The sequence below is a fragment of the Tessaracoccus yangjingae genome, from assembly GCF_055326235.1.
In genome coordinates this window covers 211,808-226,621 of the sequence record NZ_JBUZNN010000001.1, presented here as the reverse complement: position 1 = coordinate 226,621, position 14,814 = coordinate 211,808, and the positions used below count along the sequence as shown (strand labels likewise).

Annotated in this window: 16 protein-coding genes and 1 pseudogene; 8 read left to right on the top strand and 9 right to left on the bottom strand. The window is 70.7% G+C overall.

Annotated features, from left to right (window positions below):
* Positions 1-33 precede the first annotated feature (33 nt).
* On the bottom strand, positions 34-570 hold the full coding sequence (locus ACZK5D_RS01060; protein ID WP_463663957.1) for an HD domain-containing protein: 537 nt from the start codon (positions 568-570) through the stop codon (positions 34-36).
* The gene (locus ACZK5D_RS01055; protein ID WP_458994709.1) at positions 564-992 is read right to left on the bottom strand and encodes a hypothetical protein; all 429 of its coding nucleotides are present in this window, start codon (positions 990-992) and stop codon (positions 564-566) included. Before ACZK5D_RS01055 ends, ACZK5D_RS01060 begins: the two co-directional genes overlap by 7 nt.
* Positions 993-1,253: 261 nt before the next feature.
* On the opposite strand from ACZK5D_RS01055, the gene ACZK5D_RS01050 reads away from it, so the two are divergent.
* Positions 1,254-1,892, top strand: coding sequence for a SatD family protein (locus tag ACZK5D_RS01050; RefSeq protein WP_463663956.1), 639 nt, complete (start codon positions 1,254-1,256; stop codon positions 1,890-1,892).
* Here ACZK5D_RS01050 and ACZK5D_RS01045 read toward each other — a convergent pair.
* Both ACZK5D_RS01045 and ppk2 read right to left on the bottom strand, forming a co-directional pair.
* On the bottom strand, positions 1,889-2,257 hold the full coding sequence (locus ACZK5D_RS01045; RefSeq protein ID WP_463664182.1) for an arsenate-mycothiol transferase ArsC: 369 nt from the start codon (positions 2,255-2,257) through the stop codon (positions 1,889-1,891). The two genes, ACZK5D_RS01050 and ACZK5D_RS01045, sit on opposite strands and share 4 nt — an antisense overlap.
* Positions 2,258-2,401: 144 nt before the next feature.
* Positions 2,402-3,274 (bottom strand): annotated as a pseudogene (gene ppk2, locus ACZK5D_RS01040) (polyphosphate kinase 2); the annotation flags it as partial.
* A gap of 955 nt (positions 3,275-4,229) precedes the next feature.
* Between ppk2 and tpx the strand changes: the two are divergent.
* The gene (gene tpx, locus ACZK5D_RS01035) at positions 4,230-4,727 is read left to right on the top strand and encodes a thiol peroxidase (RefSeq protein WP_463663955.1); all 498 of its coding nucleotides are present in this window, start codon (positions 4,230-4,232) and stop codon (positions 4,725-4,727) included.
* Here the strand turns inward: tpx and ACZK5D_RS01030 are convergent.
* Genes ACZK5D_RS01030 through ACZK5D_RS01015 form a run of 4 tightly spaced genes read right to left on the bottom strand, consistent with a single transcriptional unit; the run spans position 4,720 to position 7,685 of the window.
* Positions 4,720-6,099, bottom strand: coding sequence for an acyltransferase family protein (locus ACZK5D_RS01030; RefSeq protein ID WP_463663954.1), 1,380 nt, complete (start codon positions 6,097-6,099; stop codon positions 4,720-4,722). The two genes, tpx and ACZK5D_RS01030, sit on opposite strands and share 8 nt — an antisense overlap.
* A 32-nt stretch (positions 6,100-6,131) precedes the next feature.
* A complete protein-coding gene (gene ygfZ, locus ACZK5D_RS01025; protein WP_463663953.1) occupies positions 6,132-7,061 on the bottom strand; it encodes a CAF17-like 4Fe-4S cluster assembly/insertion protein YgfZ in 930 nt (309 codons plus the stop codon).
* Between the two features lies 1 nt (position 7,062).
* Positions 7,063-7,566 carry a heme-binding beta-barrel domain-containing protein gene (locus ACZK5D_RS01020; RefSeq protein ID WP_458994715.1) on the bottom strand — a complete coding sequence of 168 codons (504 nt, stop codon included), beginning with the start codon at positions 7,564-7,566 and terminating at the stop codon, positions 7,063-7,065.
* Positions 7,563-7,685 (bottom strand): hypothetical protein, encoded by a 123-nt coding sequence (locus ACZK5D_RS01015; RefSeq protein ID WP_458994716.1) that lies wholly within the window; start codon positions 7,683-7,685, stop codon positions 7,563-7,565. The genes ACZK5D_RS01020 and ACZK5D_RS01015 overlap by 4 nt, the downstream gene beginning before the upstream one ends.
* A 35-nt stretch (positions 7,686-7,720) precedes the next feature.
* Between ACZK5D_RS01015 and dtd the strand changes: the two genes are divergently transcribed.
* The gene (dtd, locus tag ACZK5D_RS01010; RefSeq protein WP_463663952.1) at positions 7,721-8,158 is read left to right on the top strand and encodes a D-aminoacyl-tRNA deacylase; all 438 of its coding nucleotides are present in this window, start codon (positions 7,721-7,723) and stop codon (positions 8,156-8,158) included.
* A 34-nt stretch (positions 8,159-8,192) separates the two neighbouring features.
* Here dtd and ACZK5D_RS01005 read toward each other — a convergent pair whose 3' ends face one another.
* Positions 8,193-8,945, bottom strand: coding sequence for an NADase-type glycan-binding domain-containing protein (locus ACZK5D_RS01005; RefSeq protein ID WP_463663951.1), 753 nt, complete (start codon positions 8,943-8,945; stop codon positions 8,193-8,195).
* A gap of 90 nt (positions 8,946-9,035) precedes the next feature.
* On the opposite strand from ACZK5D_RS01005, the gene ACZK5D_RS01000 reads away from it, so the two are divergent.
* The 5 genes from ACZK5D_RS01000 to pstS all read left to right on the top strand — a co-directional run bounded on the left by ACZK5D_RS01000 (position 9,036) and on the right by pstS (position 14,782).
* Positions 9,036-9,689: a winged helix-turn-helix transcriptional regulator gene (locus ACZK5D_RS01000; RefSeq protein ID WP_458994719.1), complete on the top strand. Its 654-nt coding sequence runs from the start codon at positions 9,036-9,038 to the stop codon at positions 9,687-9,689.
* On the top strand, positions 9,679-10,536 hold the full coding sequence (gene mshD / locus ACZK5D_RS00995; RefSeq protein ID WP_463663950.1) for a mycothiol synthase: 858 nt from the start codon (positions 9,679-9,681) through the stop codon (positions 10,534-10,536). The genes ACZK5D_RS01000 and mshD overlap by 11 nt, the downstream gene beginning before the upstream one ends.
* A 6-nt stretch (positions 10,537-10,542) precedes the next feature.
* On the top strand, positions 10,543-12,621 hold the full coding sequence (locus ACZK5D_RS00990; RefSeq protein ID WP_458994721.1) for an RNA degradosome polyphosphate kinase: 2,079 nt from the start codon (positions 10,543-10,545) through the stop codon (positions 12,619-12,621).
* Positions 12,618-13,490 carry an NUDIX hydrolase gene (locus tag ACZK5D_RS00985; protein ID WP_463663949.1) on the top strand — a complete coding sequence of 291 codons (873 nt, stop codon included), beginning with the start codon at positions 12,618-12,620 and terminating at the stop codon, positions 13,488-13,490. The genes ACZK5D_RS00990 and ACZK5D_RS00985 overlap by 4 nt, the downstream gene beginning before the upstream one ends.
* 185 nt (positions 13,491-13,675) lie before the next feature.
* Positions 13,676-14,782 (top strand): phosphate ABC transporter substrate-binding protein PstS, encoded by a 1,107-nt coding sequence (pstS, locus tag ACZK5D_RS00980; RefSeq protein WP_463663948.1) that lies wholly within the window; start codon positions 13,676-13,678, stop codon positions 14,780-14,782.
* Positions 14,783-14,814: the final 32 nt, after the last annotated feature.

The following is a 14,814-nucleotide window of genomic DNA, read 5'->3' as shown; positions in this document are numbered from 1 at the left end:
CGCGAAGGTCTGCCCCGCCTGACGTGGAGGTTTTTAAGGTGCTTGGCGCCCCCAGACCCCCAGGCCCGTGTGCGTGTGGAAGACCGTGGCGCGCTCGAGCATCCGATCGACGAACCGCCGGCGCCGCGCGGCCCACTCGGCCGGCGGCATGCCCGGGTGCTCCGCGCGGATGGCCTCCAGGTTCGCCACGTAGCTCCCCCAGGGGAGCCCGAGCCCCCGCAGATCCGCGTCCGCGACCCTCGCGCCCGGGGAGTCGCCGGCCTCAGGGGCGTGATCGACCGTGAGCAGCACCAACCGGCACACCTCGCCGATCTCGGCGTCGCCGAGGTGGCCCCCCAACAGGTGACGCGCGAGGTCCGCGGAGGCGCATTCGTCGGCCGGGCTCTCCCCCGTGTGCACCGCGTCGTGGAACCAGAAGGCGATCCGCTCCAGCCTCCCCGCGCCAAGGAGATCGAGCGTCTCCAGCCCGGCCCTCAGATGCACTTCAGCGTGATAGCGGCGGTGCGGCTCGCCCCAGCGCCGGAGAAGCTCCTCCTGCACGTGTCGCGGCAGGCCGTCCTGGTTCACCACGCGCGCACGGCGAAGTAGGCCACACCCGCCCAGAATCCGGCCCACAGCAGGCTGGCGAAGGTGCCGATGATGAACAGCTCCCCCTTGCGCGAGGTGCCCGACTCCGACTCGGTGGCCAGGTCCGCGTACCGGCCCAACCCCTTGACCGCCAGCACGATGGCGATCCCCGCCGGGAACTCCGCGACGATGCAGGCATACACCGCGACCCGCTCCAGGATGCCGATCCACCGGCCTCCGGGAAGCTCCTTCTGTGCCTCCACCAGGCCCAGGCTGGCCCGCGTCCTCGCCACCTCGTCGTCCCCGGAGGCCACGGCCGCGCGGTCGATCCGGCGCAGGAGCGCCCTGACGACGGGGTTGCCGAGCGCGGCGAACACCCCGGCGGCAAGGATGATCGCCGCCCGTCCCGCCAGTGCCCAGTCCATGGCGTCACCCTACCCACCGGACCCGACAGTCCCGCCCCACACAGCCACGACGGGCCCGGGCCGACCCGACCCATCGCCCGCGCCCCGCCCCCAGGGCTGTGCACGACACGCCGTCGCATGTCCAGCCCGGCGCCCCATACGTGCCTGAGGCTCTACCGCGACGGCGATTCGTGCTCAGCCGGGGCGCCGGCACCTGGCACACGACCACTCCCCGGTAAAGGTAATCACTTCATCCTAATCAAATGAAGCTAGTATCTACATATGAGTGCAATGAAGGCCGGCCCCGTCGTCGCGTTGCTCGTCGACATCGTGGCGTCGCGCTCCGCGCCCCGAGACCTCCTCCATGCCGACGTGCTCCGGGCGCTCGACGCGGTCAACGCCGCCGTCACCCCTGTGTACGCGTTGCGCCCCACCGTCGGTGACGAGCTTCAGGCCGTCTACCGCACCCTCGGCGAGGCACTCACGGCCGGATTCACGCTGCGGCTCGAGCTCGCGCCGAGATGGGAGGCCCGCTGCGGCATCGGCGGCGGCGAGCTGGTGGTGGTGGACGAGGCGCGGGGCATCCAGGACGGCTCGGCGTGGTGGCTGGCACGCGAGGCGATCGACTGGGTCAGGGCCCAGGCCACCAGGCCCGGCTACGAGGCGGTCCGCACGGCGGTTCGTGACGAGCGCCCTGAGGCGACGGCGCCCGCAGACGCGTTGTCGCGGCTGGTGGACGTGCACCTGGCCGGGCTCCGGCCCGGCGCCCTCGCCACGCTGCGCGGGATGCTCGACGGCCTGGACAACGCCGAGATCGCCGAGCGTGAGGGCATCAGCGCCTCGGCCAACTCGCAGCGGGTGCGCAACAACGGGCTGCGGCCCCTGGCAGACGCCATGCGCGCCCTGGGTCAACTGCCCTAGTCGGCGTCCGGGAGCAGTTCGTCGAGCAGGGCCAGGACCCGCGCGTCGATGTCGTCGCGGACCAGCCTCATGCGCTCCTCGCCCTCGATCCCTCGCAGCGACGGCTCGTCCGTCTCCCAGGTCTCGATGGTGCCGCGCATGCCCTCGACCGGCTCCACCTCCGCCTCGCCGCCCACCAGCACGATGCGGTCAACGGAGCGCAGCAGCCCGGGGTCGATCGGCTTGGGGTGCTCACCGTCGAAGGTGCCGCCCAGCTGCTCGACGCTGGCGCGGGACTCCTCGTTGAGCGACGCTCCTGGCCTGGTGCCGGCGGAGTACACGTCGACGGCGTCGCCCGCGTGCAGCCTGGCCAGGGCGGCCGCCATCTGGCTCTTCCCGCCGTTCTTCACGCACACGAACAGGACGCTGGGCTTCGCGCCCGTGGCATCTCCGCGGAGCTCGACCTGCTCACGGTCTAGGCCGGGCGCCGGGGGCGCCGTGTGGTCCTCGTCGGCCTTCATCCACTTCTTCCTGCCGCGCTGAACGATCAGCGGATCCGTGGCCTGAATGGCGCTCGCGTCCTTGCCCTCATAGTCGTGGAGGTCCAGGAAGAGGCGCATGGCGTTGAGCCGGGCGCGCTTCTTGTCGTTGGACTTGATCCGGTACCAGGGGGCGATCTCGGTGTCGGTGTGCTTGAGCATCGCGGTCTTGGCGGCCGTGTAGTCCTCCCAGCGGCCGAGCGACTCGAGGTCCATCGGCGAGAGCTTCCACTGCCGCACCGGATCGATCTGCCGGATCGCGAACCGGGTGCGCTGCTCGCGCTGCGTCACCGAGAACCACAGCTTGGTCACGGTGATCCCGGAATCGATCAGCATCTGCTCGAACATCGGCGCCTGGCGGATGAAGATCTCGTACTGCTCGTCGGTGCAGAAGCCCATCACGCGCTCCACGCCGGCGCGGTTGTACCAGGAGCGGTCGAACAGCACGATCTCGCCCGCCGTCGGGAGGTGCTGGACGTAGCGCTGGAAGTACCACTGCCCCCTCTCCCGTTCGGTGGGCGCCGCCAGCGCCACCACCCGCGCGGTCCGGGGGTTGAGGTGCTCGGTGAACCGCTTGATGGCGCCGCCCTTCCCCGCGGCGTCGCGGCCCTCGAAGATGATCACGTGCTTGGTGCCCGCGTCCTGGGCGGCGTACTGGAACTTGAGCAGCTCGATCTGCAGCTGCCGCTTCTCCGCCTCGTACTCGTCGCGGCCGAGCAACTCGTCGTACGGATGTCGGTCGCGCCACGTCTCGACGGCCTGGCCGAGCGGGTCGATCAGGTACGGATCCTCGCCGTGGACATCAGCCACGGCATACCCCTCTTCGCGCAGCTTGTCGATGTACTCGCGGAGGTTCTGGCTCATGGGAGTAGTTCACCACCTCCGGGTGAACGCGAGTTGAACTCGCCCGAAAGCCGAGAGAGGGCGAAGCGACGCCCCCCATCGCTGGCTGAGGTGCGAGGAGCGAAGCGACGAGCCTCGAAGCCTAAGAAACGCACCTTGTCAGCCCACGTTTCTTAGGCTTCGAGGCCGCTACGCGGCACCTCAGCCAGCGGTGAGGGCGCGTGTCGTGCACACTCTTCCCGCCTCACCAGGACCCGCGATGGATCAGCAGGGCGGCGGGTGGCACGAAGCGCCGTACGAATCGCACCTCGGCGCCCCATACGTACACGACCACCGACCCCGACGGCGTGTCGTGCACGCCCCTCACCGCCCCACCAGGACCCGCGATGGATCAGCAGGGCGGCGGGTGGCACGAATCGCCGCACGAATCGCACCTCGGCGCCCTATACGCACCCGACCACCGACCCCGACGGCGTGTCGTGCACACCCCTCACCGCCCCACCAGGACCCGCGATGGATCAGCAGGGCGGCGGGTGGCACGAATCGCCGCACGAATCGCACCTCGGCGCCCCATACGCACCCGACCACCGACCCCGACGGCGTGTCGTGCACACCCCTCACCGCCCCGCCAGGACCCGCGATGGATCAGCAGGGCGGGGGGTGGTGGGGGACGGGGCAGGTTGGGTGGGCGTTGATGACGGTACGCGGCAGCGCGAAGCGCCGCCGACCGGCATCATGGGCGGCCCGGCCCCCACCACACCCCGCCAAACCCGACCCCAGACACCACAAGGAAAAGGGGCCAAAGCCCCTGGTCAACTCGCGTTTCTTAGGCTTCGAGGCCGCTTCGCGGCACCTCAGCCAGCGGAGGGCGACGCCGCTTCGCGGCACCTCAGCCAACGGTGGGGCGGCACCTCCGCCGGCAGCGGAGAGGTGCCGGGCGCTGGCCTGCGGGCGACGGATCGGCAAGGATCGGGGCATGGCTGACATCACATACAAGGGAACCCCGGTCCACACCGTCGGCGAGCTGCCGGCCGTCGGCACCAAGGCCCCGGACTTCGAACTGGCGCGGGAGGACCTGTCGCCGGTGTCGCTGGCCGACTACGCCGGGGGCAACCTCGTGCTCAACATCTTCCACTCGCTGGACACGGGCACCTGCGCCCTCAGCGTGCGCGCCTTCAACGAGCGGGCGGCCGGGCTGGAGGGCACCACGGTCCTGTGCGTGTCCAAGGACCTCCCGTTCGCGCTCAAGCGCTTCTGCGGCGCCGAGGGCATCGAGAACGTGGAGGTGGCCTCGGACTTCCGCACCGACTTCGGCGGCGCCTACGGCGTCACGTACACCGACGGTCCCCTGCGCGGGCTCCTGGCCCGCTCCGTCGTGGTGATCGACGGGGACGGGACGGTGGTCTACACCGAGCAGGTCGCCGAGACCAGGCACGAGCCGGACTACGACGCCGCGCTGGCCGCCCTCACCTGACGGGTCCGGTCAACTCCCCGGGTGCGGGCTCCGCCTCCGGGGAGCGCCCCGCCCGCCTGGCGCGACGGGGTGGCCGGACAGGCTTCAGCGCGTCGGCGCTGCTCTTCTCGACGCCCGCCGGGCGCGACGCCCGCACCATCGTCCACGCCCCGGCCCACACCGCGACGACACCCACCGACGACCCGGGCTGCAGGGGATGCACGACGGTGCCGTGGGTGAAGACGAGCATCGTCCCGGCGATCATCAGCACGAAGCTCAGCAACGCCAGGTAGCGGTCCTGCACCGTGCCCAGCGGCGGGATGAGTCGGTACTCGACGAGGCCGATCAGCGGCACCAGCACCGAGATCATCAGCATCCCCACGGCCAGCACGGTGAACTGCGACAGCAGCACCGGCGCGGCGCCCGGCATCAGGCGCGCCAGCAGGATCAGGCCCGCGCCGCCCACGAGCATGCAGGGCACGTGCCAGAGGTAGACCGTCATCATCAGGGCGCTGAGCTTGGCGAGGGCCGCCTCCGTCCTCGCGGGCACCGACGCGAACACGCCAGAGCGCTCCACGAGCCCCATCCCCGCCACCTGGGCGGCGCCGAGCAGCGCCATCGCGAGCGTCGGGGGGAGGTGGTTGGCGATCGGCGCGTTGGCGAAGCCGACGGCGGAGGCGGGGTAGCCGAAGAAGGCGATCAGTACGCCGATGGCCAGCGCCGAGCCGAGCAGCACGCCCCACGCGTACCGCCTCGGCCCCTGGCGGAACCATCCGCGCTGGTAGCCGATGCCGAGTTGATGGCACAGCGGCCACACCAGGAACATGTTGATCTGGCCGATGTCGTTGCGCCCGAAGCCGAGCCAGGCCCGGTCCACCACCACGATGCCGACCAGCATGGCCACGATGACCCACGCCCCGAACCGGTCGTGGAGGGTCACCATCAGCGGGGCGAACAGCACGATCACGAGGTACACCGAGATGAACCACAGCAGGAACATCAGCGACCTGCTGAGCTCGGCCGCCAGGAGCCCGTAGCCCAGCCACGCCGCGACACTCGCGATCACCGCGAAGAACGTGACGAACAGCGCCAGCCCGCCGGTGAGCCGGCGCCCGCGGTTGGCGAGATAGTGCGAGAAGCCGGTGCCGCGCCGTCGCATCTTGTCGACGATCAGCGCGTTGGAGAAGCCCCCGCACGCGAAGAACAGCGGCATGGACATCAGCACCCACGAGAGCCCCCAGACCCAGGTGGGCGGCGTCCAGAGGCCGGCCTCCAGGGTGCCGTCGGGCTTCATGGACGCCTTGTAGATGAACCCGTGGAAGATGACGACGACGAGGACCGACAACGCGCGGGCCACGTCGATCGTGTGGTTGCGCGGGGGCTCGGTCTGCACGGTGGCAATGATGCCACCCGGAGAGCGCCCCCTCAGCCGAGGACCGGGCGCACGTGGAGGCCCACGTCCGGGTCCACGAGCGCCTCCTGCGCGGCGGGGATCCCGCCGGCCAGCATCTCGGCGTCCACCGGAACGGACCGCTTGATGAGCCCGAGCGCGATCGGTCCCAGCTCGTGGTGCCGCGCGGAGGAGCCGACGAAGCCCACCGTCCTACCCTCCAGCTCCACCGGCGCGCCCTGTTCGGGCAGCGTCGACATGGTGCCGTCGAGGTGCAGCTGCACCAGGCGACGGGGCGGCCGGCCCAGCGTGTGCACCCGGGCCACCGTCTCCTGGCCGCGGTAGCAGCCCTTGTCCAGGTGCGTGCCCACGAGGCCGATCTCGTTGGGGATGGTCTTGAAGTCCGTGTCGACGAAGATCCTCGGGATGCCGGCGGCGATCCGCATGGCCTCGTAGGCCCAGGTGCCGACGGTGCCCGCCAACTCCGCCTCGACGGGCAGGAACACGTCCAGCCCGCCCACCTCGGAGTCGCGCACGCGCCACGACGGGTCCACTGGGATCCGATGGCCCACCCAGGCCATCCTGAGGTCCGGTCTCCGCGACACCTCCACCCGCATCGCGAACCGCATCCGCTCCAGGAACCCCACCAGGGCCTCGGCGCGGCCGGGCTCGGTCCAGGCCAGGAAGGACGTGCCGTCGTCGACGCCGTGCAGCACGTGCTCAATGTGACCGGTGGGCGAGAGGATCAGTGCAGTGGTGGCCTCCCCGGGGCGCAGGCCGCTGAGGTGCTGGCTGGTGATGGAGTGGAGCCACCCGAGGCGGTCTGCCCCGCTGATCTCGACGACCTCGCGGTTGCCCAGGTCCACCACCCCCTCGCCGGCCTCCAGCGCCCGCGCCTCGGCGACGGGGTTGCCGAAGTGCCAGGGCAGGCCCGCGTCAGGGCCGGTCTCCACCATGACGGGCATGTCAGATCCGCTTCAGGCGGGCCCACATGTGGGGGCGCAGCTCGTGCTCGGTGGTGGCGCGGTCCAGCGCGTACATCAGGTCACCCTCCACCTTGCCGTAGAGGCGTTGGCCCGCCGAGTGCGAGACGGCGGCCGACTCGGTGCGCACCACCGCGTCTGTGAGCAGGTCGATGCGGGTGACCTGGATCCGGCCCACCAGGACCTCGGTCCATCCGTCGGCGCTGGTCAGCACCACCTCGAGCGAGGCATCGGACTTGGGGCGCCAGAAGCCAGTCTCCATGCTGAGGGGCACCTGGTCCGCGCCCTCGCCGCCGAGCAGGAACGTCTGCGAGGCGTAGTACAGGTACTCGCCCCCGTTGTGGTTGAACTCGATGCGCTGCTCGAACTCGAAGCCGTTGCCCTCGTGGTCCGTACCGTTGCCGGTGCCCTCCCAGCGGCCCACGAGCCAGCCCAGCGCCGTCAGTGCCGGATTCAGGCCCTCGGGGACCTCGATGTCAAAGTTCACGACTCATCTCCTCGCAGCTGCTTCCACAGCCCTCTCAGGGTCACGGCCAGCGCGACGAGCGCACCGACGCCCAGCGCGACGGTGGCGACTATCAGCACCCACACCAGGACCGCGGCCATGCGGGCAAGTATACGAACCGGCGAGAATGGGGCCCATGCGCGCAGTGGTGACGAGGGTACTGACGGCCTCCGTGGAGGTCGACGGCGAGGTGGTGGGACGGCTGGACGCCCCGGGCCTCCTGGTGCTGGCCGGTGTCGGGCACGACGACGGGCCGGAGCACGCGGCCGCGCTGGCCCGCAAGATCTGGGGGCTGAGGATCCTCGACGGCGAGACCTCCGCCAGCGACGTCGGCGCGCCCCTCCTGGTGGTCAGCCAGTTCACGCTGTACGCCTCCACCAGGAAGGGCCGGCGGCCCTCCTGGAGCAGGGCCGCGCCCGGCGAGGTGGGCGAGCCCCTCGTCGAGGAGCTGTGCCGACAGCTCGAACTCCTCGGCGCGACGGTGGAGCGGGGGCGCTTCGGCGCCCACATGCTCGTGTCGTCGGTCAACGACGGCCCGGTCACCATCCTGATCGACACCCACGACTGGGAGTGACACCCGGCCGAACCGCACGGGCGCCGGCACGCGCTCAGGCCGGGGCCAGGAACTCCAGGGAGCCGATGGAGACCGCGTCCACCGAGGTGCCGGTGCCGCCCGGGGGCGTGGTGTGCAGCACGGTGAGGGTCACGGTGTCCGTCCTGACCTCCGGGAAGCGCACCTCCTGCGGGGTGCGGTCGTTGGCGGCCAGCCCCTGCTCGAGGAACGAGCCGTCGGCGAAGGTCCACCGGATGGCCGTGATGCGGCGCTCGGCGAGGTACCTGTCCGTCCACACCGTGTTGCCGTTGACCACCCGCAGCCCCACGACGACGCGGGGACCGGGGAACCGGATCGTGACGCTCTCCCCCAGGCCCTCGCCGCGACACCGCCACAGCGTGTCGGGATTGTTGTCGACCAGCGCCAGCGGCGCCTCCCTGCTTCCACCCTCCAGGCATCGCCCCTCCGCGTCGATGGCGCGGACCGCGACCACCGGACCGTCGAAGGGAGCCAGTGCAGCCGACGGGGTGGGCGACGCGGACACAGGGGCGCTGGGCGAGGGGCTGGGCGAGGGGCCGGCGGGCGCCTCGGGCGGGAACACCCAGAGCCGCCCGACGGTGAACGCCACCCCCAGCACCACGACGGCGAGGCTCGCGACGGCGCGCGGGGTCCAGCCGTCGCGGACATCGGTGGGCGCGACGGCCTTGACGGCCGCCGTGTCCGGCAGGCCGCGGGGGGCGTCGTCGGCCCGCACATCGTCGGACTCCGCCGTGGGGCGGAAGTACTCGTCCGGAACGCGCTGTTCCATGGCCGCCATGCTACAAGTCACCAGGGATATCGCTGGCTGGGACCTGCGGCGATACGATGGGCGGGCCCAGTCGAGAAGGAGGTGCCGCACGTGAGCAACGTCCTCTTCGTCTCCGACTCGGAGCCGCCCGTCGAGCTGAGCCTGCTCAGCCACCACCTGGCCCACGTGACGTCCGCCGCCCAGGCCCTCGTCGAGGCGGAGGCCGTGGACGTCGTGATGGTGGACGGCCGCTCGGATCTCGCCGGCGCCCGGTCCGCGTGCCAGACCCTGGCCAAGAGCGGCGGCACCCCGGTCCTGCTGCTCGTGGCGCCGTCGGGGCTGGCCGTCCTCTCGCCTGACTGGGGCTTCTCGGACTTCGTCGCCGCCGGCAGCGAACCCGCCGAGCTCGACGCCCGCCTGCGGATCCTGGCCAAGGCCAACGTGGATCCCGACGTGCTCTCCGCCGGCCCCCTCCGCGTCGACGGCGCCGCCTACTCCGCCAGCCTCGACGGCGCGCCGCTGGACCTCACCTACACCGAGTTCGAGTTGCTGCGCTACCTGATGCAGCACCCGGGGCGGGTGCTGTCGCGGGAGACGCTGGTCAGCCAGGTCTGGGGCTACGACTACTACGGCGGCACGCGCACGGTGGACGTCCACGTCCGGCGCCTGCGGGCCAAGCTGGGCCAGTTCGACTACTACATCGGCACCGTCCGCAACGTAGGCTACCGATTCGCCAACTCCAGAGAGGTGCACCGTGCTGGTTAGCCTGACCACCCTCACCCCGACGATGCGCGACGCCCTGCGCCGGCTCGTCGCCGCCATCACCGAACACGACGGCGTCTCCCCCATCAACGAGTCTGCCTCGATGGGCATCGAAGGGCTCCGCGAGGCGGACTTCTTCTTCATGGGCCTCCGGTCGGACCCGTACGGGTTCGTGGTGTGCGACGAGCGCGACGGCACGCTGCTGCTCGGCGTGCACCCCGCGCACCGCTCGGAGGGCGTGGGGGCCGAGCTGCTTCGGGAGGCCCTCCGCGCCCACCCCGACTCGGCGGTGTGGGCCTTCGGCACCCTGCCCGGCGGGGACTCGCTCGCCCGGCGCCTCGGCCTGCATCCCGTCCGCACCCTGCTGCGCATGGAGCGTCCGCTGGCCGGCGCGGAGCTCACCGCCGAGGTGCCTGAGGGCTACCGCATCGTCACGTTCACCCCGGACCTGACGGACGCGCTGCTCGCCCTGAACGCCCAGGCGTTCGCGCACCACCCTGAGCAGGGACGGCTCACCCGCAAGGAGTTCGAGGACCTCACCCGCCAGCCGTGGTTCGATCCGGCGGGCTTCTTCGTCGCCATGCACGGCGACCAGGTGGCGGGGCTCCACTGGACCAAGCAGCACGACGGCGGCCTGGGCGAGGTGTACCTCATCGCGGTCGCCCAAGAGCACGAGGGCAAGGGCCTGGGGCGCGCCCTGCTGGCGCGCGGCCTGGCCCACCTGGCCGGCCTCGGCGACGACCGGGTCCAGCTCTACGTCGAGGGCGACGAGGAACGCGTCGTCCGGATGTACGCCAACGCCGGGTTCGAGATCGTTCAGACAGACACCAGCTACCGCCGCGAGAGGTAAGAGACATTGAGTGAGACCCCGCTGCCGACGGACCGGTACCTCGATCGCGAGATCTCCTGGCTCCAGTTCAACGACCGCGTCCTCGACCTCGCCCGGGACCGGAAGCGCATCCCGCTGATCGAACGCGCGAAGTTCCTGGCCATCTTCTCCTCCAACCTCGACGAGTTCTTCATGGTGCGCGTGGCCGGCCTGAAGCGTCGCATCGCGGCGGGCGTCGCGGTGCCGACGGTCAACGGGAAGATGCCCGGCGAGCTGCACGCGGAGCTGCTGGGCAAGGTGTCCGAGCTGGTCGCGGAGCAGTCGCGCGTCTTCCAGGAGGAGATCCGCCCGGAGCTCGCCGAGGAGGGGATCCAGATCCTGCGCTGGGACCAGCTCACCGCGTCGGAGAAGGACAAGATGCGCGCGCTGTTCGCCGAGCGCATCTTCCCGGTCCTCACCCCGCTGGCGGTGGACCCGTCGCACCCCTTCCCCTACATCTCGGGCCTGTCGATCAATCTGGCCGTCCTGCTGAAGAACCCGCAGACCGGGGGCAGGCAGTTCGCCCGCGTCAAGGTCCCGCCGGTGCTGTCGCGGCTGGTCAAGCTCGCCGAGGGTCGCTTCCTGCCGCTGGAGGAGATCATCGCCCGCCACCTCGGCCAGCTGTTCACGGGCATGCAGGTGATCTCGTACACCACCTTCCGGGTGACCCGGAACGAGGACATCGAGGTGGAGGAGGACGACGCCGAGAACCTCCTCTTCGCCCTCGAGAAGGAGTTGCTGCGCAGCAAGGTGGGCCGCCCGCCCGTCCGCCTCGAGGTGGAGGAGGGCATCGACGAGCACATGCTGTCCATGCTCATGGCCGAGCTGGACGTGCACGACAACGAGGTGTTCCGGCTCTCCGCGCCGCTGGACCTCACCGGCCTGTTCTCGCTCGCGGACTCGCAGCGCGAGGACCTCAAGTACCCCAACTTCCTCCCGATCACCCACCCGGACCTGGCGGAGGTGGAGAGCGCCAGCCCGGCGGACATGTTCAAGGCCCTCAAGCTGCGCGACGTCCTGGTGCAGCACCCCTACGACTCGTTCGCCACCTCCGTGCAGCGGTTCATCGAGCAGTCCGCGGCGGACCCGGCCGTGCTGGCCATCAAGCAGACCCTGTACCGCACCTCGGGAGACTCGCCCATCGTCGACGCGCTCATCGAGGCCGCTCAGGCGGGCAAGCAGGTGCTCGCCGTCGTGGAGATCAAGGCGCGCTTCGACGAGCAGGCCAACATCGGCTGGGCGCGGAAGCTGGAGAAGTCCGGCGTGCACGTCGTCTACGGCATGCTGGGGCTCAAGACCCACTGCAAGCTGTCCCTCGTGGTGCGGGAGGAGTCCGACGGGCTCCGGCGGTACGCGCACATCGGCACCGGCAACTACAACCCGAAGACCGCCCGCCAGTACGAGGACATGGGCCTGCTCACCTCCAACCCGATCATCACCGACGACGTGGCCCGGCTGTTCAACCACCTGTCCGGCATGACCCAGGAGACCAACTACCGACGGCTCCTCGTCGCGCCGCACGGCATCCGCAAGGGGCTGCTCGAGTACATCGACGGCGAGATCGCCAACCACCGGGCGGGCAAGGTCTCGGGCGTCAAGATCAAGGTCAACTCGCTGGTCGACGAGGCCCTCATCGACGCCCTGTACCGGGCCTCGCAGGCCGGCGTGAGCGTCGACATCTGGGTCCGGGGCATCTGCACCATCCGCCCCGGGGTGCCGGGGCTCAGCGACAACATCCGGGTGCGTTCGATCCTGGGGCGCTTCCTGGAGCACTCGCGGGTCCTGTGGTTCGCCGGCGGAGGGCGACCCATCGTCGGCATCGGTTCGGCGGACATGATGCACCGGAACCTGGACCGGCGTGTCGAGGCGATCGTCGGCATCAACAACCCGGCGCACGTCCAGCAGGTGGAGGACCTGTTCGAGATGGCGTTCGCGCCCACCACCGTGCACTGGGAGCTCTCGGACGCCACGTGGACCGCGCACACCACCGACGACGCGGGCAAGCCGCTGACGGACCTCCAGGAGACGCTCATCCAGCAGACAGCCGCCCGCCGCTCCTCGCGATGACCAGGCGTACCAAGATCCGGGCGGCCGGCGCCGTCGTGCTGCGCGGCACCGGCGACGACACCGAGGTGCTGGTCATCCACCGGCCCCGCTACGACGACTGGTCCTTGCCCAAGGGCAAGGGTGAGGCCGACGAACTGGCCCCGCAGACCGCGGTCCGTGAGGTGCTCGAGGAGACGGGCATGGTGGTCCGACTGGGCCTGCGGCTGCCCACCATCCGCTACCAGTTGGCCAAGGGCCCCAAGACCGTCCAGTACTGGCGCGCCGAGGTGGTCGAGGAGCGCCCCTGGGCGCCGTGCGCGGAGGTGGACGCCGTGAAGTGGCTCACCGTCGACAAGGCCATGCGCCGCCTCACCTACGCCGACGAGCGCCGCGTCCTGTCCGCGGCCCTCCTGACGCCCAGGACCACCCCGCTGCTCCTGGTCCGGCACGCCAAGGCCATGCTGCGCAAGGACTGGACCGGTCCCGACCAGGACCGCCGGCTGTCGGGCCGCGGCCGCAGGCAGGCCCGCGAGATGTCCCAGCTGTTCACGGCCTACGGCGTCGAGGAGCTGGTGTCGTCGTCGTCGACGCGGTGCGTCGAGACCCTCAAGCCCTACGCGGGCAGGCGTGGCCTGGTGATCCAGACGGTGGACGTCCTGACCGAAGAGGAGGGCACCGTGCACCCGCACGACGTGACCCGCTTCACGGCGGACCTCTTCCGTGGCTTCGAGGCGCCGACGGCGGTGTGCGGGCACCGGCCGGTCCTCCCGGCGATGTTCAAGGGGCTGGATCTGCCGGCCCGGCCCATGGTGGTCGGCGAGGTCATCGTGGTGCACAGGGACGACGAGGGCGCGAAGGTGTCGGTGGAGGTCCACAAGCCCACGGCGTAGGAGTCAACCGCCCAGGAATACCCGAAAGTCGCTTCCGCGGGGCAGAACTCCACTGTCGTTCACCTGTCGTTCACCCAACCAGCGCAGACGCGTTACTTCGGTTCCTTAACGTCCGGGTCAGGAACGAAACCCGGCCATCCGGTCAGGGACGTTCACGGCTCCACCCACTCGGAAGGTAATCCCGGATGAAGATTCGTCTGACCGCCGCTCTCGGCCTCTCGGCCGCGCTCCTCCTGTCGGCCTGCGCCGCCAACGAGGGCACCACCACGCCGGACTCCACGGGCTCCGCCGCGGCCACCGCGGGAGAGTCGGCGGCGTCCACGCTCGAGGGCACCCTCGCGGGCAAGGGCTCGTCGGCCATGAACTCGGCCCAGACCACCTGGATCGCGAAGTTCCAGGAGGCCAACCCCGGCGTCACGGTCAACTACGCGCCCGACGGCTCCGGCGCCGGCCGCGAGGCCTTCATGGGCGCCGGCGTGGACTTCGCCGGCTCCGACCGCGCGTTCACGCTGGAGGAGAACGTCGCCGGCGCCTCGTCGCTGTGCGCCGACACCTCGATCGCCTACAACCTCCCCATCTACGTCTCGCCGATCGCTGTGATCTTCAACGTCGAGGGCGTGACCGACCTCAACCTGGATCCCGACACCCTGGCCGGCATCTTCAACGGCTCCATCACCAAGTGGAACGATCCGGCCATCGCCGCGCTCAACGAGGGCGCCGCCCTGCCGGACATGGACATCACCGCCGTGCACCGCTCCGACGACTCGGGCACCACGGAGAACTTCACCGACTACCTCAACAAGACGGCCCCCTCCGTGTGGACCAACGAGGCCGACGGCGAGTGGAGCTACGAGGGCGGCGAGGCGGCCAAGGGCACCTCCGGCGTGGTGGCCGCGGTCACCAACGGCACCGGGACCATCGGCTACGCCGACGCCTCCCAGGCCGGTGACCTCGCCGTCGCCATGATCGGCAAGGACGGCAACTACTTCGGCCCCACCGCCGAGGACGCCGCCGCCGCCGTCGACGCCTCCCCGATGGAGGAGGGCCGCGAGGCCAACGACCTGGCCATCGCGCTCGACCGCGAGGCCGAGGGCTACGGCATCGTGCTGGTGGCCTACGGCATGGCGTGCGCCGAGTACGCCGACCCCGCCAAGGCCGAGCTCGTGAAGGCCTACCTGGGCTACCTCGCCTCGGAGCAGGGCCAGGCCGACGCCGCCGAGGGCGCGGGCTCCGCGCCGCTGGCCCCCGCGCTGCGCGACAAGGTGCTCGCTGCCATCGACGCGATCAAGTGATCGTAGGATCCCAGTAACACCCCTCAGTCGCG